This is a genomic window from Streptomyces thermocarboxydus (assembly GCF_024760485.1).
Taxonomy (GTDB): domain Bacteria; phylum Actinomycetota; class Actinomycetes; order Streptomycetales; family Streptomycetaceae; genus Streptomyces; species Streptomyces cellulosae.
Map to the genome: position 1 here is coordinate 2,084,002 of NZ_CP058273.1, position 17,582 is coordinate 2,101,583.

At 73.1% G+C, this 17,582-nt stretch carries 15 protein-coding genes, 1 tRNA gene and 1 pseudogene; 10 read left to right on the forward strand and 7 right to left on the reverse strand.

All coding sequences use genetic code 11. The features are described 5' to 3' along the window. Positions 1-150 precede the first annotated feature (150 nt). The gene (locus AY578_RS09730; RefSeq protein WP_019522494.1) at positions 151-732 is read right to left on the reverse strand and encodes a TMEM165/GDT1 family protein; all 582 of its coding nucleotides are present in this window, start codon (positions 730-732) and stop codon (positions 151-153) included. A 434-nt stretch (positions 733-1,166) separates the two neighbouring features. Here AY578_RS09730 and AY578_RS09735 point away from each other — a divergent pair, with 434 nt between their 5' ends. The 4 genes from AY578_RS09735 (at position 1,167) to AY578_RS09750 (ending at position 5,142) form a co-directional block, all read left to right on the forward strand. After that, positions 1,167-1,811 (forward strand): HNH endonuclease family protein, encoded by a 645-nt coding sequence (locus tag AY578_RS09735; protein WP_019522495.1) that lies wholly within the window; start codon positions 1,167-1,169, stop codon positions 1,809-1,811. 90 nt (positions 1,812-1,901) lie between these two features. Then, positions 1,902-3,548, forward strand: a complete 1,647-nt coding sequence (locus AY578_RS09740) for an alkaline phosphatase D family protein (protein ID WP_258902270.1) — start codon at positions 1,902-1,904, stop codon at positions 3,546-3,548. Positions 3,549-3,812: 264 nt separating this feature from the next. Then, positions 3,813-4,265 (forward strand): DoxX family protein, encoded by a 453-nt coding sequence (locus AY578_RS09745; RefSeq protein ID WP_019522497.1) that lies wholly within the window; start codon positions 3,813-3,815, stop codon positions 4,263-4,265. Positions 4,266-4,533: 268 nt separating this feature from the next. Beyond that, complete coding sequence (locus tag AY578_RS09750) at positions 4,534-5,142, forward strand: DedA family protein (RefSeq protein ID WP_258902271.1); 609 nt, start codon at positions 4,534-4,536, stop codon at positions 5,140-5,142. Positions 5,143-5,180: 38 nt separating this feature from the next. Here the strand turns inward: AY578_RS09750 and AY578_RS09755 are convergent, their stop codons facing one another. Further along, positions 5,181-5,414 carry a DUF2277 domain-containing protein gene (locus tag AY578_RS09755; RefSeq protein WP_019522499.1) on the reverse strand — a complete coding sequence of 78 codons (234 nt, stop codon included), beginning with the start codon at positions 5,412-5,414 and terminating at the stop codon, positions 5,181-5,183. Positions 5,415-5,523: 109 nt separating this feature from the next. Here AY578_RS09755 and AY578_RS09760 point away from each other — a divergent pair, with 109 nt between their 5' ends. Then, entirely contained in the window at positions 5,524-5,871 is a 348-nt protein-coding gene (locus AY578_RS09760) for a DUF8825 domain-containing protein (protein WP_019522500.1), read from the forward strand. 51 nt (positions 5,872-5,922) lie between these two features. Here the strand turns inward: AY578_RS09760 and AY578_RS09765 are convergent. Beyond that, a tRNA-Val gene (locus AY578_RS09765) sits at positions 5,923-5,994 on the reverse strand. Between the two features lie 220 nt (positions 5,995-6,214). Here AY578_RS09765 and AY578_RS09770 point away from each other — a divergent pair. From AY578_RS09770 to AY578_RS09785, 4 genes are all read left to right on the forward strand, one after another. Further along, positions 6,215-7,021: a DUF4097 family beta strand repeat-containing protein gene (locus tag AY578_RS09770; RefSeq protein ID WP_019522501.1), complete on the forward strand. Its 807-nt coding sequence runs from the start codon at positions 6,215-6,217 to the stop codon at positions 7,019-7,021. A 74-nt stretch (positions 7,022-7,095) separates the two neighbouring features. Then, a complete protein-coding gene (locus AY578_RS09775; protein WP_078504486.1) occupies positions 7,096-8,526 on the forward strand; it encodes a hypothetical protein in 1,431 nt (476 codons plus the stop codon). 36 nt (positions 8,527-8,562) lie between these two features. Beyond that, entirely contained in the window at positions 8,563-8,787 is a 225-nt protein-coding gene (locus AY578_RS09780) for an FmdB family zinc ribbon protein (protein WP_028959746.1), read from the forward strand. Between the two features lie 295 nt (positions 8,788-9,082). Continuing rightward, complete coding sequence (locus AY578_RS09785; protein WP_215047993.1) at positions 9,083-9,901, forward strand: DedA family protein; 819 nt, start codon at positions 9,083-9,085, stop codon at positions 9,899-9,901. Between the two features lie 46 nt (positions 9,902-9,947). Here the strand turns inward: AY578_RS09785 and AY578_RS09790 are convergent, their stop codons facing one another. From AY578_RS09790 to AY578_RS09800, 3 genes are read right to left on the reverse strand one after another with little or no spacing between them, the layout of a single operon-like run. Next, on the reverse strand, positions 9,948-10,757 hold the full coding sequence (locus AY578_RS09790; protein WP_019522505.1) for an HAD family hydrolase: 810 nt from the start codon (positions 10,755-10,757) through the stop codon (positions 9,948-9,950). Beyond that, on the reverse strand, positions 10,757-13,213 hold the full coding sequence (locus AY578_RS09795; protein WP_258902272.1) for a phosphoribosyltransferase: 2,457 nt from the start codon (positions 13,211-13,213) through the stop codon (positions 10,757-10,759). The genes AY578_RS09790 and AY578_RS09795 overlap by 1 nt, the downstream gene beginning before the upstream one ends. A gap of 17 nt (positions 13,214-13,230) precedes the next feature. Then, positions 13,231-14,397: an HpcH/HpaI aldolase/citrate lyase family protein gene (locus tag AY578_RS09800; RefSeq protein WP_215047995.1), complete on the reverse strand. Its 1,167-nt coding sequence runs from the start codon at positions 14,395-14,397 to the stop codon at positions 13,231-13,233. A gap of 172 nt (positions 14,398-14,569) precedes the next feature. Here AY578_RS09800 and AY578_RS09805 point away from each other — a divergent pair. Beyond that, a pseudogene (locus tag AY578_RS09805) lies at positions 14,570-15,531 on the forward strand (TerD family protein). Between the two features lie 70 nt (positions 15,532-15,601). On the opposite strand, the gene AY578_RS09810 reads toward AY578_RS09805, so the two are convergent. After that, positions 15,602-17,554, reverse strand: coding sequence for an APC family permease (locus tag AY578_RS09810; RefSeq protein WP_215047996.1), 1,953 nt, complete (start codon positions 17,552-17,554; stop codon positions 15,602-15,604). Positions 17,555-17,582 lie beyond the last annotated feature (28 nt).

Here is a 17,582-nt window from a genome sequence, read left to right on the forward strand (position 1 = left end):
CCGTGGAGGCGGATCCCGGGCGGGACAGAGCGGCCCCGCCCGCCGGTCAGGGGAGACGGGCGGGAGCCACTTTGTTCAACCACGGTACAAAACGAACCCGGCATCCCGCCACCGCCTCCACGGGGTGTTCACCGGCGGGACCGGCGCACGTCACCCGGCGACCGCCTCCCACAGGCTCCACACGCCCAGGCCCAGCATGAGCAGCGCGGCGATCCGCGTGATCAGCTTCAGCGGCACCCGCTTCATCAGCGCCTTGCCGCCGACGATGCCGAGACCGGCCACCGCCCACAGCGCCAGCACCGCGCCCAGGCCGACGGAGAGCGGGTCGTCGTAGCGGGCGGCGAGGTTGGCCGTCATGATCTGCGTCAGGTCGCCGAACTCGGCGACCAGGATGAGCATGAACCCGGCCCCGGCGACCTTCCAGAAGGACTGGTCCTCCGGCTTGCGGATCTCCTCCTCGTCCTCGTCCTTCTTGAGCAGCAGCATCGCCGCGCCCGCGAGGAAGAGGACGCCCGTGAGGGCGTGCACGAGCTGCTGCGGCAGCAGGGTCAGCACACTGCCCGCCGCCACGGCCAGCGCGACGTGCACCGCGAAGGCGGCGGCGACGCCGGCGAAGACGTACGAGGCGCGGTAGCGGGTGCCGAGGACGAGACCGGCGAGCGCGGTCTTGTCGGGCAGTTCGGCCAGGAAGACGACGCCGAAGACGACGGCCGTCACGGTCAGGCTGATCAACGGTTCCTCAATCGGTCGGGCTGCCCCGCCGAGAGTGATGGGCTTTCGCGCAAGACGCCTCGGCACGGCAGCACACTCGGCGCCCGCACCGTGCGGCGCGGGCGTGCACTGCTTGCCGAAGGTCTCGCCGGCAGGACCCCTCACGGGTCTGCCTCCGGGCGCCGGCTCAGGCGGGCTGAGCAGTATGTCGACGGTCCGGCACAGGGCTACTCCCCTTCTGCGCCGTCCATCGTACGGGAGGTCCCGCCGAACCCCGGAAACGGCCGGCGAGCCTGACCGCCCGCACCGTCGTGCGCGGAAACTTCACACCTGAACCATAGACGTGTCATGGGCGCGTCATTAACTTCTTACCGGACCCTCGCCTCCCGGCAACACGGCGTCGCGAGCATTCCCCTGCACGCACGCCAACGCCCGCACCCCACAAGGGAGTTCGCATGTCGAAGTTCTACGCGCGTCGACGGCTCAGCATAGCCGCGGCACTCACCGGACTCATAGCCTCCGCCGGGCTGTTCAACGCCCCGGCCGCCTCCGCCGCCCTCCCCACCCCGGTGAGCGCCGCCACAGCGCGCAGCTACCTCGCCAGCCTCCCGGTGCGCACCGAGAGCCGCACCGGCTACAGCCGCGACAAGTTCCCGCACTGGATCACCATCAGCGGCAGCTGCAACACCCGCGAGACGATCCTCAAGCGCGACGGCACCAACGTCGTCACCGACTCCGCCTGCGCCGCCACCAGCGGCAGCTGGTACTCCCCGTACGACGGCGCCACCTGGTCCGCCGCCTCCGACGTGGACATCGACCACATGGTGCCGCTCGCCGAGGCCTGGGACTCCGGCGCGAGCTCCTGGACCACCGCCCAGCGCCAGGCCTTCGCCAACGACCTGACCCGGCCGCAGCTCCTCGCCGTCACCGACAACGTCAACCAGTCCAAGGGCGACCAGGACCCCGCCACCTGGATGCCGTCCCGCACGGCCTACCGCTGCACCTACGTCCGCGCCTGGGTGCAGGTGAAGTACTACTACGACCTGGCGGTCGACTCGGCCGAGAAGTCCGCGCTGCAGGGGTACCTCAACAACTGCTGACGCGGCACGGCCCGAACCGCCGGGTGCGCCGATCTCCCCGGCGGCCTCCGTCGCTGCGTACCGTACGGGGCGACGGAGGAAGGGGTCACCATGGCCGGACTGCGGCTCGGACCGCTGCTGAGGTACGTCGACGGGTCGTCCGCGACCGTCTGGGCGGAGACGGACGGCCCGGGCACCGTGGAGGTGCGCTGCCCGGACGGCGCCGGGGGCGCCTCCGGCACCTTCCAGGTGTGCGGCCACCACTACGCGCTGGTCCGGGTCACCGGCCTCACCCCGGGCACGGCCACCCCGTACGAGGTCCATGTGGACGGCGAACGCGTATGGCCGCTCGCCCGGGAGCCGTTCCCGTCGTTCCCGCCCTCGGTGATCCGCACCCCGGCCGGGGACGACCGGGCGCGCATCTCCTTCGGCTCCTGCCGCTGGGCCTCCCCGCCCGCCGGCGAGCCCGACCCGGTGGGCCCGGACGCCCTGGACGCCCTCGCCAAGCGCATCGCCGCCGCCCCCGAGGGCGAGCGCCCCGACGTCCTGCTGCTCCTCGGCGACCAGGTGTACGCGGACGAGACCTCCGATCCCACGAAGGAGTGGCTGGCCGCCCGCCGCGACCTGAGCGAGCCGCCGGGCAGCCAGGTGGCGGACTACGAGGAGTACACCCACCTCTATTACGAGTCCTGGCTCGACCCGCAGGTCCGCTGGCTGCTGTCCACCGTTCCCACCTGCATGATCTTCGACGACCACGACGTCATCGACGACTGGAACACCTCCGCCTCCTGGGTCGAGGACATGCGCGCCACCTCCTGGTGGCACGAGCGGGTGGTCAGCGGGCTGATGTCGTACTGGGTGTACCAGCACCTGGGCAACCTCTCCCCCGCCGACGTCGAGGCCGACCCCCTCTACGCGGCCGTACGCGAGACCCCCGACGGCACCGGCGCGCTGCGGGACTTCGCCGCCCGGGCCGAGTCCGACGCGACGGCCGTGCGCTGGAGCTACCGGCGCGACTTCGGCCGGGTGCGGCTGGTCATGGTGGACAGCCGCGCGGCCCGGGTGCTGGAGGAGGGGCGGCGCTCGATGCTCGACCGGGACGAGGCCGACTGGCTGCGCGCCCAGGTGTCCGAGGACCGCGGCTCCTACGACCATCTGCTCGTCGGCACGTCCCTGCCCTGGCTGCTCCCCCATCTCATTCACGACGTCGAGGAGTGGGACTCCGTGCTGTGCCGGGGCGACAAGGGCCCTCGCTGGGCGCGGCTCGGCGAGAAGCTGCGGCGCGCGGCGGACCTGGAGCACTGGTCGGCGTTCCCGGACTCGTTCGCCGAGCTGGCGGAGCTGCTCGCCGACGCGGGCAGCGGCCCGGACGCGCCCGCCACGGTGTGCGTGCTGTCCGGGGACGTCCATCACGCCTACGTCGCCGAGCCGAGCTGGCCGGGACGGGCACAACCCGAGGCTCGGGTGGTGCAGTTGACCTGCTCCCCGGTGCACAACTCCATCCCGGCGTCGATGCGGGCGGGCTTCCGGTTCGGCTGGAGCGCGGCCGCCCGCTCGCTGGGCCGGGTGTTCCGGCGTCACGGCGGTCTCGGCCGGCCGCCGGTCAGCTGGCGGAGGACGGGCGGGCCGTGGTTCGGCAACCAGCTCATGACGCTGGCCACCCGCGGCCGTTCGGCGGTGCTGCGGCTGGAGCACGCCCAGGAGGAGCGGGGCGGGGTACGGCTGCGGCGGGTGATGGAGCGGCAGCTGAGCCGCTGAGGCTCGCGGGCGCCTGTGAGTCCGCTGTGCGGCAGGGGGCGGTTCCGGTCATCCGGGTGATCAAGAGGCCGTTCCGGGGTGCGCGATGACGTGCGGCTCGAGCACTCAGGCGCCCTCGGTACGGGGCCAAAAGGGACCCGAGCCATGGCCAAATGTTGAACTTGCAAGCAAGTTTTAGGCAGACCTAACGTGGTTCTCCGACTCGGTTCCGCCCCCCTGGACCGGCCTCATCCGGGGGCCGGCCCGACCGAAGGAGACCCCCCCATGAACGGACGCCTCACCAGCGCCCAGCCCTATGCCCTGGGCCTGTTCCGCATGGTCGTCGGCCTGCTCTTCGCCTGTCACGGCGCCGTGTCCCTGCTCGGCCTCCTCGGCGGCACGGACGGCAACGGCTCCACCGTCGAGACCGGCGCCTGGCCGGGCTGGTACGCCGCGGTCATCGAACTCGTCGGCGGCTCGCTCGTCCTGCTCGGCCTCGGCACCCGCGCCGCCGCGTTCATATCCTCCGGCGCGATGGCGTACGCGTACTTCAAGGTGCACCAGCCCGAGGCCCTGTGGCCCATCGAGAACCACGGCGAGAACGCGGCCATGTACTGCTGGGCCATGTTCCTGCTGGTCTTCACCGGCTCCGGGGCCTTCGGACTCGACCGCCTGCTCGCCCGTCGCGCCTCCACGCGGGACGGACGGCACGCGGAACGCACGCCCGTGACCGCCTGACCGCACAGCCCCACCGCACACACCCCGCACCACCGCCGACGCCTCCCCACGGCACCTGCCTCCCCGACGGCACCGAGTCGCACCGGGCGCCCCCCGCTTGCATGCGGGGGGCGCCTTCGTCCTCGGCGGCGCACGAACCCCCCGTGACCCTTCTGTCACTTACCGGGCGTACGCTCTATGGCTGTCATCGGCCTCTCCTGCCACTTCTGCCGCCTCCACCGCGACAGCGCGGCAGGCACGGGCCCACGGGGGCGTACGGGGAGTGCGAGTGGAGAGTGTCGGGTCGCTGGTCGGCAGCCCGTGGATCTACGCGGTGGTGGCCCTGTCGGTCCTGCTCGACGTGTTCCTCCCGGTGCTGCCCAGCGGGGTGCTGGTGATCACCGCGGCCACCGCGGCCGCCGCGAGCACCGCCGCCTACGTGCCCGACATCCTGGTGCTGACGCTCTGCGCCGCGACCGCCTCCGTCCTCGGCGACCTGGTCGCCTACCGTCTCGCCTGGCGTGGCGGCGCCCGTCTGGACCGGGCCCTCGCCCGCTCCCGCCGGCTGCGGGCCGCGCAGGAACGTCTCGGCGCGGCGCTGGCCCGGGGCGGCGGCGGCCTCGGCGGCCTCGTCGTCCTCGCCCGGTTCGCGCCGGCGGGCCGCTCGGTGGTCTCCCTCGGCGCCGGGGCCGCCCGCCACCGCGCCCGCGACTTCCTCCCCTGGTCCGCCCTGGCGGGCTTCACCTGGGCCGGCTACAGCGTGGCCCTCGGCTACTTCGGCGGCCAGTGGCTCGGCGCGACGTGGCTGGCGGCGGCGGTCTCGGTGGGAGCGCTGCTCGCGGCGGGCGCGGGGGCGGGGTACCTGATGCGCAAGCCGGAGGCTTCCGAGGCGCGGTAGGGGCCGCGAGAGGGCGTGCCGAGGACTGAGGGCGTCGTTCAGCTCGCCCGCTGTCGCGCCGGGGCGCCCCGGACCTCCAGGTTCTCCAGGAGGTCCGCCGTGGCCGCGGCGATCGCGTCGACCGCGTGGTCGAACACCTCGCGGTTGTGGGCGGCAGGCGCCCGGAAGCCGGACACCTTCCGTACGTACTGAAGGGCGGCGGCCCGGATGTCGTCCTCCGTGGCCTCCTCGGGGAGCGCGGGCGGTCGCAGGGTCTTGATACTCCGGCACATGACCCCAGTCTCGCGCCTCGGGCCACCTGGGGCCACGAACGAGTGAATACCGCCCCGGAGACCCTGGAACACCTCGCCACCCAAATTCGAACAGGCGTATCATTGGGCCGTGGCTGCGACCTATGACTTTCCGAGTGACCTCCTTGCCGGTCAGGAGGAACTGCATCAGGTCCGGGCCGAGCTGTCGGCCCTGCTGAAGCGGCTCCCCTGGTCGGTCGAACCCCTCGACGGGTTCAGCGACGACAACGGCTGGCGCAAGGTCGAGCGCCCCGCCTCGCCCGGCTGGACCGAGGACGAGCAGGCCGAGGTGGAAAAGCTCCGGCGCCGCGAGCACGAGCTCGCGGTGTTCGTCAGCACCCACCGCTACTGGTCCGAACTCACCGGCTCCGACCGCGTGCACGCGCGCTCCGCGCTGAAGCACGCCCACGAGACCGCGGACGAGGAGCAGTCGCCGTAGCACCCGACGGCACAGGGCCCCCGGAGCATGCTCCGGGGGCCCTGTCGTGTGTGGGCGCGGACGGTTTCGAACCGCCGACATCCTGCTTGTAAGGCAGGCGCTCTACCCCTGAGCTACGCACCCGTGACCCGCGCTCGCGCCCGGGTCGAGTGGACAGACTACATGGCCGGGGTCACGGTCCCGCAAACCCCCGTACGCCCCGGCACGGGGGATATCCCCACCTCTGATCCGCCGGTCGGCCGGATCCCCTCCGGACCCCCTCCTCCGTACGGTCGAAGACGTCCGACGCCGCCGCACCGAGCGGCCGTCCGCCCGTCAGCCGTACGTCCAGGGGGAGCCCGTCATGACCGTCACCGCCCGCACCACCGGACCCGCCCGCACCTCCCGTCCCGTACGGGCGCGCGCCCTCGCCCTCGCCGGTGCCGCCGTGGTGCTCGGCGCGGCGCTGAGCGCGTGCGGGGCCTCGGCGGCCGACGACGACGAGCCCGAGCACCGCGCCTTCGACCTGCCCGGCGCGAGCCTCACCGTAGACTCCGACGACTCCGCCCTGGAGATCGTCGCCTCCGACGAGCAGCCGGAGGGCGAGATCGCGGTCACCCGCTGGTTCCAGGGCAGCGTCGCCATCGGCTCGGACCCGAAGGTCACCTGGTCCATGGACGGCGACCGGCTGGTGCTGCGCGAACACTGCTCGGGAATCGTCGCCGACTGCTCCGCCAAGCATCGCATCGTGGTGCCGCGCGGCATCGCCGTCACCGTGGAGAACGTCGACGGCAGCGTCCGGGCCGAGGGCTTCCGTGACGCGCTGACCGTCCGCACCAAGGACGGCTCGGTGCGCATCACGGACACCAGCGGCCCGCTGGAACTGCGCAGCGGCGACGGCTCGGTGCGCGCCGAGGTCTCCTCCCGCACCGTGCGCGCCCACAGCGGCGACGGCTCCGTGCACCTCGTGCTCACCGCCGTGCCGGACCTGGTGGAGTCCCGCAGCGGCGACGGTTCGACCACCATCGACCTGCCCCGCGGCGCCTACCGGGTGGACACCTCCACCGGCGACGGATCCGAGGACGTGACCGTCCCGCGCGACGACTCCAGCTCCCATGTGGTGACCGCCCGCACCGGCGACGGCAAACTCACCGTCCGCACGGCGAACTGACGGGCCCGTGTGTTCGTCCTGTACCGGTGGGAGAATGACATCGGGCCGGGCGAACGACAGTACGGGAGAGGGATGTGACGGCGACACCAGCACAGCCGTACTCGCCGTCGGAGCCGCGGGTGCCTCGCCCGCGCCGCACCCTGTCCCCCGTACCGGCGGGACGGCGCGCCCGCCGTGCTCCCGGGCCGCTGTGTGACGCGCTCGCCCTGGCGGCCCTGCCGCTGGTCGCGGCGCTGGTGCTGCCGGCCGCGTTCGCCGGGGGCGGCACCCGGCGCTGGTTCGGCGGGCGCGCGGAGAACCAGCGCGCCGAGGCGCAGGCCGCCAAGGACGCCGCGGCCGCCGCCTTCTACGAACTCGACACCGCCCAGCGCGACCTGCGGATCTCCATCGAGACGATCACCGCCGTCGACGACTCCCCCGCGGCCCGCCGCGCCGTGAACGACTTCGCGGAGCTGGGCCGCCGCATCGACGAGGCCAGCCACCGCTACATCAGCGCCGTCGACGCCCACGACCTCGACCGCGACGACCTGGACGCCTCGACGGCCTCCCGGGCCCGCGCCGACCTGACCGCCGCCAAGGACGAACTGGGGCGGGTCAAGCAGGACCTGGACCGGTTCGCCGACGGCCTCGGCCCGCTGCTCGACAAGGCCGAGACCCAGCTGGCCCGGCTCGCGCCCGCCGTCGAACGCGCCCGGCAGGCGCTGCTCGCCGCCTCCCAGGCCCTCGACTCCGCCCGCGGCTCCGGGCTGAAGGCCGACGACCTCGCCGCCCGGCTGGCCGCCCTCTCCCCCGAGCTGACCAAGCTGAACCAGGGCGCCGGGCAGCACGGCGTGCCCGCCACCCTGGACCGGGCCTCCCGCGTCACCCGCGAGGCCGAGGCGATCCGCGTGGAGGCCGAGCGGCTGCCGGAGCGGGCCGCCGAGATCGACCACCGGCTGGTCTCCCTGCGCACCCGGGCCCAGGCCCTCACCACCCGCTCCGAGCAGGTCGAACCCATCCTGAGCGAACTGCGCCGGCGCTTCACGGCCGCCTGCTGGCAGGACCTCCAGGGCGTGCCCGAACTCGCCGAGCGCAACGTCCGGCAGGCGGAGGACCGCCTCGCCGAGGCCCGGGCGGCCCGCGACGAACAGCGCTGGGCCGACGCCACCTCCCTGCTCTCCACCGCGCGCGCCCTGCTGAACACCACCGACGAGGCCGTCTCCGCCGCCGGCGACCGCCTGCGCCGGCTGAACGCCGTGCAGAAGGACCCGGAGCAGGAGATCGAACGCACCCGGTTCGCCATCCGGGACGCCCAGCGGCTCGCCATGTCCGGCCGCAACACCCCCGACCCGCGCCACGCCCGCCCCCTCGACGACTCCGTGGCCCGGCTGGAACGCGCGATCGCCGGCCTGCAGGGCCGCCACCCCGACTACTGGCACTTCCTCACCGAGACGGAGGCGGTCCGGGAGACCGTGAGCCGCGTGGTGACGCAGATCCGCGAGGAGCGCGGCGCCGGCGCCAACTGACCCGGCCCCTCCCGCCGGTCCGGTTAACCTGTGCCCATGCCTCGCTACGAATACCGCTGCCGCACCTGCGGCGACACGTTCGAACTGAGCCGTCCGATGGCGGAGTCCTCCGCCCCCGCGGCCTGCCCGGCGGGTCACGACGACACGGTCAAGCTCCTCTCCACGGTCGCGGTCGGCGGCACCGCCTCCGCGACGGCCCCGGCGCCCCGCGCGGGCGGCGGCGGAGGCGGCGGTTGCTGCGGCGGGGGCTGCTGCGGCTGACACGGCGCGGCGCCGCCCGGCTCGGCGGGTCGGCGAGCTTGTCGGAGATCGCACTGTCGTCCCCCTGCCGTCTCGGCCGGCACCAGCACTTCCGCGCACCGCACCACACCGCACCGCACCGCGCGCCACGCCATGAGCCCCATGATCAGGCGACTGGCCAGGCCGGTCGGGGGCACACGCTGCGAGGAGCCGCACGGCCCCTGAGGAGAACCGCAGGGGATCGCACGAAGAGCCGCACCCTGTCGTGCGGCCTTCCTCAGCGGCGCTTCAGCTCCTTTTTCCTAGCGTGGACGACATGACAGCCATCGCAGCGCAGACGATCCTGGCGGCCACGGGGGCGGACGCCGGACCTCAGTGGGTCAGCGACCTCATGGACGCCCTCGGCGCGCCCGGGGCCGGTCTCGCCATCGCGCTGGAGAACCTCTTCCCGCCCATACCGAGCGAGGTGATCCTGCCGCTGGCGGGCTTCGCCGCGAGCAACGGGCGGATGGGGCTGATCGCCGTGCTGCTGTGGGCCACCGCCGGATCGGTGATCGGCGCGCTCGCCCTGTACGGGGTGGGGGCGCTGCTGGGCCGGGAGCGGACGCTGGGCCTGGCGAGGCGCATTCCGCTGGTGAAGGTCGCGGACGTGGAGAAGACGGAGGCGTGGTTCCTGCGGCACGGGTCGAAGGCGGTGTTCTTCGGGCGGATGATTCCGCTGTTCCGCAGCCTCGTGTCCGTACCGGCCGGGGTCGAGCGGATGCCGCTTCCGCTGTTCCTGGGGCTGACCACGCTGGGCAGCGCGATATGGAACACGGCGTTCGTGCTCGCGGGCTACGCGCTCGGGGACAACTGGACGCAGGTGACGTCCATCGTGTCGGCCTACTCGAAGGCGGTGCTCGCGGCTGCCGCCCTGGCCCTTGCGGCCTTCGTCGTCATACGCCTGTTCCGGTCGGGCGGCGGCAGACGTCGGGCCGGAAAGGGGGCGGCGGACAGCGGCTCTCATGACGCAGGCGCACGTGCCGGTGCCGACGCCCATGCCGGCGAGGCCGGGACGGCCGGTGCCCCGTCCGGCCAGGGCGGCCCGGCGCGGCACTCGGCCACCGAGACCCTGAGCCCGCGCCGCCCCGACTGATCCCGCTGCCGGTCCCCGGCGGGGACCGGCCTCAGCGGATCGCCGGTCAGCGGGAGCGGACCGTGCGCAGGAACTCGCGGAGGACGCGTTCGCCCGCCAGGACGCCCCGCTCGGGCAGGGCACGGACCCCGGGGGCCGTCCAGGAGGCTTCGGCGAGTTCCCCGTGGCCCGGGCGCCAGCCCAGGTCGGCGGCGAGGAGCAGGTCCGCGTCGAGCAGGGAGTCGCCGGCGGCGAGGGTCAGGTCGGCGCCGGAGCGCCGGGCCACCTCCCGCATGGCCGCGCTCTTGGTGAGCGGCTTGGGGACGGCGTAGATCTTGCGGCCCTGGAGGGACACCGTCCAGCCGCGGTTCTCCGCCCACTCCCCCAGTTCCTTCACCCACTCCTCGCGCAGCAGCTCGCGCTCCACGACGAGGTAGGCGAAGAGGTCCTCGGCGGTGCGGTGCTTGCGCACCCACACCGGGTCGGCGGTGCGCAGCAGGTGGTCCTGGATCTCGGAGAGCGGGGCGCACTCGTCGGCCAGCCGGGCCTGGACCCGCGCGTGCCAGTCCCGGTCGGAGACTCCGTCGACGAGCAGATGGCCGCCGTTGGCGCAGATCGCGTAGGTCGGAGGAGGACCGGGGAGGTTGATGCGCTGGTACTGCTTGCGGGTCCGGGTGGTGGTGGGGACGAAGAGGGCCTCGTCGCCCAGCTCGGTGAGGAGCTGGGCCGCGGTCTCCGTCAGGTAGGACAGGGGCCGGCTCTCGTGGACCTCCACGCACAGCAGCCTGGGCGCCCGCGCGTCGGGCATGGTCAGGGCGAGCGCGGCGGCCGAGTAGATGAGGGTGCGGTCGAGGTCGCTGGCGACGATGACGGGCATCAGCGGGTCACCGCCGTGCCGTCGGCGCCGGTGGCGCCCCGGGTGTAGCGGGGGTGGATCAGACCGACGCAGGTGTAGGGCAGGTCGGCGACCTCCTCCACGGGGACGCCCCGCTGCTCGGCGAGGAGCCGGACGTGGTCGAGGTCGCTGCCGGCCCCGGCGCGGGCCAGCACCTTCCAGGGCACGCGGCGCAGCAGCACGCGGGTGGTCTCGCCGACGCCGGGCTTGACGAGGTTGACGTCGTGGATGCCGTACTCCTCGCTGATGCGCTCCACGGCGGCCCAGCCCTCCCAGGTGGGCGTACGGTCGGCGGCGAGGAGGTCCTTGGCCTCGGCGCAGGCGGCCTCGGTGACCTCCTCGAAGCGGGCGGAGACGGCGTCCAGGAAGGCCACGGACAGGTCGGCGTCCGCGAGTTCGCGGTAGTACTTGGCGCCGTGGTAGTCGTCGGGGCCGACCAGGTCGGCGCGGAGCACGGTGCGTGAAATGAGGCCGGAGACCGTGGAGTTGAGGCAGGCGGAGGGGATCAGATAGTCCTCGCGGGTGCCGTAGGTGCGGACGCAGGAGCCGGGGTCGGCGAGGACGGCGATCTCCGGGTCGAAGCCGGAGACTCCGTGGGTCTTCTCGAACTCCTCGACAGCCTGGGCGAGTTCGCGGGTGATGGCGCCCTTGCCGGTCCAGCCGTCGACGAACACCACGTCGCGCGGGTCGTGGTGGGCGGCCAGCCGGCGCAGGGCGTTGGCGTCGATGCCGCGGCCGCGGACGATGGAGACGGCGTAGTGCGGCAGGTCGAGGCCGTGGCGGTGCTGCGCCCAGCGGCGCATCAGGATGCCGACGGGGGTGCCCGCGCGGGCCAGCGACACCAGCACCGGGCGGGGCGACCGTTCGGCGAGGACGGTCTCGGTGACCACGCCGACGGCGTGCGCCAGCCGGGCGGCCGAGGCGTCCAGGGCGTTGTGGAAGAGCTGCTGGTACTGCTCGCTGGGCTGGTACTCCACGGGCAGCGACTCGGCGTAGTGGGCGCCGCCGCTCTGGATGGCTTCCTCGCGCTCCTCGGTGGGCGCCTCCAGCGTCACGTCCGAGAGGTCCTGGAGCAGCCAGCCGACCTCCTCGGGCGCGTACGAGGAGAAGGCGGGGCCGCGAAGGGGCTCGGGCAGCATGGTGGCGGGCCTTTCGGGGGCGTCCTGGGCGGCGCCGGCGGGTACGGCCGGCACGTACGACGGTACGACCGCCAGGAGGACGTGCGGGGTGTGTTCGGCGAGCCGGGCGAGCAGGCCGTCGGGGGCGTGCAGCGCGGGGGTGTCGGCGACGGAGTCGACGACGGCGACCACGGCGTCGAAGCCGGCGCCGGCGACGTTGTAGGCGTAGCGCTCGCCGGGGCCGTCGGCGGGGTCGTCGTGGGCCGGGAAGGCGAGGCGGGTGCGGATGGCGTAGCCGGGGTCGTCGACCGCGAGGACGGGTGAGCGGGTGGTGGTGCTGTAGCGCACCTCGGCGTCGGTGGTGCGTTCCAGTTCCGCGGCCAGCCGCAGGGGGGCGTACATGAGTTCCTCGAAGCCGAGGACCAGGACGCGGTGCGCGGTGTCGGGAAGGGCGGTGGCTATTCGGTCCGCCATGGCGGGGAGGGCGTTCTCGAGTGCGGTGCGGTGGGCCGGGGTGAAGCCGTGTCGGCCTCCGTCGGGGAGGTTCGCCGGCCAGCGCAGGTTCACCCGGGTGATGCGGTCCGAGGGCGCCGCAGCCGCCCCCTCACCACCGGTGGCACCCTCGAACTCCGCCACCAGCGCCTGCCCCTTCTCCAGGACGCCGTCGGGCAACCGCACCGTCCCCGACGCGACCGTCACCAGGTCGATCCGCGCCCCGATCTCCCAGGCGAACTCCTCGAGCCGCCCGGCGTCGGCCGCCGACCGCATGTCGACCAGGGCGACGACGACGTACCGCTCCCGCGGATACCGCGCATGAAGATCGCGCACGGTGTTCAGCACCGTGTTCCCCGTCGAGAACTCGTCGTCGACCAGCACCAGCGGCCCGTCCCCGGCCAGCAGGGACGGGTCCTCCGGCAGCAGCAGGTGGGAGGTGGCGTGCGAGTGGGACTCCTCGAAACCGCCGGCGGTGGCGACACCGGCGACCGGCCGGCGGGTGGAGTGCAGGTAGGGCGCGGCGCCCAGGCCGTCGGCGACGGAGTGGCCGAGGCCGGTCGCGGTCTCGGCGTACCCGAGCACGACGGCCCGGGCGGCCTCCGCGTCGCCCAGCAGTTCCCGGACGCGGCGGCCGAGTCCGACGCCGTGCCCGTACACCACGGACGGCGCCTGGGGCACGTGCTTGCCGAGGACGTTCGACACGAGCAGGTGGGCGCGCTTGGGGTTGCGCCGCAGCGCCAGCCCCAGCATCCCGCGCAGCCGTTCGCCGCCGGCCAGCTCGACGCCGAGCCGCTCGGCGACCCAGGTGCCGGACCAGGTGTTCACTCTTCTCTCCCTCTCGCTCACTCGGCCAGGCCGGCCGCGAGCAGTTCGACGAAGCCGACGTCCTCGTTGGCGACGCCGAAGACCTCGGCGCGCAGCAGGGTCCGCTCCGCCCAGGCGCGGTGCGGCTTCACCTCGTTCATCTTGTTCGTGTACGCGGACCGCAGTACACCCCCGCCGTCGCGTTCCGGCCGCAGGATGTCCTGGGCGTCGCTGAACTCCTCGTGGGTGACCACGGACAGCGCGTGGACGGGCAGGACGTGGGAGGGGTGGATGCAGGTCTTGCCGAGGAGGCCGTTGGCGCGGTCCAGGGAGATCTCGCGGAGCAGGCCGTCCATGGCGTGCTCGATGAGCTTCTGGCGCAGCGCGGTGGCCTCCACCTCCAGGAAGGGGCTCTGCCGCAGCTGCGGCTTGAACATGCGCTCCTGGACGCGGAAGTACTCCCAGACGGGCCCGGTCACGGTGAACCCGGTGCCGTCGGCGCGGCCGAGCATGTTCACCACGTCGGAGATGACGGAGGCGACGACCTGGATGTCGTACGCGGTCATGTCGGGGCCGCGGCGCAGCCCGTAGGAGGAGCAGAAGTCGGTGACGCCCAGGCGCAGGGCGAGCACGCGGTCGCGGTACTTGTCGACGGCGCGGAAGATGCCCTCGAGGGTCTCGACACGGCTCTCGCGGTAGAGCAGCTCGGGCGACTCCAGCACCGGCATGGCGAAAAGCCGGTGGCCGGAGGCGGACTCGGCGGCGGTGAGCGCCTCGAGGAACGGCAGGCCCCGCTCGGCGGTGAACTTGGGCAGCACGAATCCGGACAGCACCGCGGCGGCGGGGCCGAGGCGGCGGACCAGGTCGCCGATCTGCTCCGGCACGCGGACCCGGACGAACAGCAGCGGCAGGTCCGCCCCGGGCCGTCCGGCGAGTTCGGTGAGCTGGCGGACCAGGTTCTCCTCGCCGGCGACGACCTCGGCGTCGCTGATGGAGTCCTCGAGGCACAGCACCATGGAGACCACGCCGCGGGCGCCCTGCTTGAGGACGTCGTCGGCGAGCCGGGGCCGTGTGGCGGGGCTGTAGAGCGTGGCGCCGAGCGCCGCGGACAGCACCCGGGCCGGGGAGCCGGCGGTGAACTCGCAGGGCTCCCGGTAGAAAAGACGTTCCCGCACCTCAGGGGCGATGTGCCCGAAATGACGCATTGAACTCCCCCGTGGCAACAGTGGACTCTGTGACGGCCGGAAGGTGGCCGGTAATAGTACGTAGAAGTCCGTGTCGGCGGTTCCCGCCGGGCATGAACTTCAGGTAACCCCGCGATGACGGAGCCAACCCCCCGCATTGTCGTGACCAGGACCGAGAAGGCAGGATGACGGCATGACGCACGCGATGCTGAAGGGGTCGAACGTTCCTCTCGAGGCCACCACGGTACGCGCCGTGCTGCGCTGGTCGCCCGGGCAGGGGGTGCCGGACGTGGACGCCTCCGCGCTGCTCCTCGGTCTCGACGGCCGTGTGCGCTCCGACGAGGACTTCGTCTTCTACAACCAGCCCCGGCACCCGTCCGGGAAGGTGTGGCGGCTCGGCAAGAAACGCGTCGCCGAGGGCCTGACCGACACGATCCAGACGGATCTCGCCGGTGTCGAGACCGGTGTCGGCCGGATTCTGCTCGTCGCGTCGGCGGACGGGGTGACCTTCGACCGCGTACAGGCGCTGCGCATCCTGCTGTACGACGCGCAGAACCCGGACGGGGAGGCGCTGGCGTACTTCGACGTGAAGCCGGAGACGGGCCAGGAGACCGCGCTGATCTGCGGCGAGCTGTACCGGCGCGGGGAGGGCTGGAAGTTCCGGGCGCTCGGCGAGGGCTACTCGAACGGTCTGAAGGGCCTGGCGACCGACTTCGGCATCTCGGTGGACGAGTCGGAGGCCTCCGAGAAGCCGGACGCGTCCGCCTCCGCCCCGGGGACGCCCGAGCCGCCCGCGCAGACGCCCCCGCAGCAGCCCGACCCCGCCTCGCCCGACGCGGTGACGCAGGCGCACGCCCCGGCGGCGCCCCCGGCGCCGGAGGTGTCCGTCCCGCTGCCGCCCGAGCAGCCGCCCTCGGCGTGCCCGCGCAGCCGGCGTACGGCTACCCGCCGCAGCAGCCCGCGGCGGCCGCGCAGCCCGCCTACGGCTACCCGCACCCGACGAGCGCGCCCGCGTACGGCTACCCGGCGCCCGCGCCCGCCACGGCGGCGGCCCAGGCGCCGCAGGACCGGTACGGCTTCCCGCCGCCGGCCACGGGTGCGCCCGACCCGGACTTCCGGCTGCCGCCGCAGGGGCCGCAGTTCATCGGGCGCTAGGACTCGGGGGACGCCCGGACGTCCGCGAGGGACGGGCCCGCCAAGGATCGGCGGTCACGAACCGCCCGTCTCAGTCCAGGTCGGGCAGGCGGCCCGACTCCAGGGCCTGGATGGCCCGGGACGCGTTGAACGGCAGGATCGTCACCGCCACGTGCGGCAGTCGCTCCAAGGCCCTCGCCATCTTCTCGCCGGTGCCGCGGTGGAGGAGCTTGCCGAGGGCGTGACTGTACATACGGCGGGGCACGAGCACGGTCAGGAAGGTCTCCGCGTCCTCGGTGGCCCGGACGGCCAGTTCCTGCATGGCGTGGCGCAGCCTCCGGTCGGGGCACGCCACGAGTTCCAGGGCGACGGAGGTCGCGGACGTCGACGCCCAGCGTGCGGACAGCCGCTGCGCGTGGGTCTCGTCGATGACGAAGTGCACCGCCCGGACGGTGTCGAGCCGCAGCTCGTGGGCGTACCGAAGCGCCTTCAGCGTGGCCAGGTCCAAGGTCTCGACCAGGACGAACACCAGGTGACGGCGGGTGCGCGGCCGGTCCGCGCCCGCGGGAAGCCGTTCCAGCGCGGCCGTCTCCCGTCGGTACTCGCGGTTGATTCCGATCAGTGCCCAGACCCCGAGCGGGAAGACGACGACGACCAGCCAGGCGCCCTCGGTGAACTTGGTGACGGCGAAGATCAGCACGACGGTGGCGGAGACGACCGCCGCGAGCGCGGAGACCGTGCTCTTCAGCCGGCGTCGTGGCTCCCGCCTGCGCAGATGGTGGACCGTGAGGCCGGCTCCGGTCATGGTGAAGGCGGTGAACACGCCGATCGCGTAGAGGGCGACCAGCCTGTCCACATTGGCCTCCGCGACGAGGAGGAGGGCCAGTGAGAGGGCGGCGAGCGTGATGATCCCGTTGGAGAAGGCCAGCCGGTGCCCGCGCCGTGTGAGCACCCGCGGCAGGAAACGGTCCTGCGCGACGAAGCTGGCCAGGAACGGGAACCCGGTGAAGGACGTGTTGGCGCCGGTGTAGAGGATCAGCGCCGTCGTCAGCTGGACGAAGACCAGCCCGGCCGTTCCGAGCGTTCCGTTCCCGAAGGCGAAGTGCGCCTCCTGCGCGATGACGGTCGGGGTCCCGTCGCTGTAAGGAACGGCGTGGGTCACGTGGGCGAGCACGGAGACGCCCCCGACCAGCATGGCGAGCACACAGCTCATGGCGACCAGGGTCCTCCGGGCGTTGCGCCCCTGTGGTTCCCGGAACACCGAGACGCCGTTCGAGATCGCTTCGAGCCCGGTGAGGGACGAGCCGCCGTTGGCGAAGGAGCGCAGCACGATGAAGAGCGACGCGCCCTGGAGCAGGCCGTCGCCCGGAGACCCCACCGGCACCACCCCGGGAGCGTTCAGGTCGGCGTGCGGCAGGTCGCCCGCCACTGCGCGTACCGCCGCGACGAGGAAGACCAGGCCCATGGCGGTGATGAACAGATAGGCGGGCAGTGCGAACATCCGGCCGGCCTCACGGACGCCGCGCACATTGCCGTACGCCAGCAGGACGATCACCGCCGCGGAGACGGGCACCTGCAGATGGTCCAGGCCCGTCCAGCCGCCGCCGGCCAGGTGGGCGAGCGAGATCAGAGCGTTGGTGCCGGCCGACACCTGGACGGCGACGGTGACGATGTAGTCCACCAGCAGGGCGACGGCGGCCACCTGGGCCACGTCCGGCCCCAGATTGTCCCGGGCCACCACGTAGGAGCCGCCGGCCCGGGTGTAGATCGTGACGACGTCGCTGTAGCAGAGCGTCAGGAGCAGCAGGACGAGCAGGATCGCGCCGGTCACGGGGAGGACCAGGGTGAAGGCGGCCGCTCCGACCACGGGCACCAGGACCCGGAGCATCTCCTCGGAGCCGTAGGCCGACGAACTGATGCAGTCGGAGGCGAGCACTCCGAGTGCCGTCCGGTTGCCGAGTTTCTCCTCACGGACGCGTTCGGTGGTGAGCGGCCTGCCGAGCAGCCGCGTCTTGGCGTCGTACATCAGCCGGTCGAACGTCATGCGCCCATCGAAGCGGGCACCGGCCGCG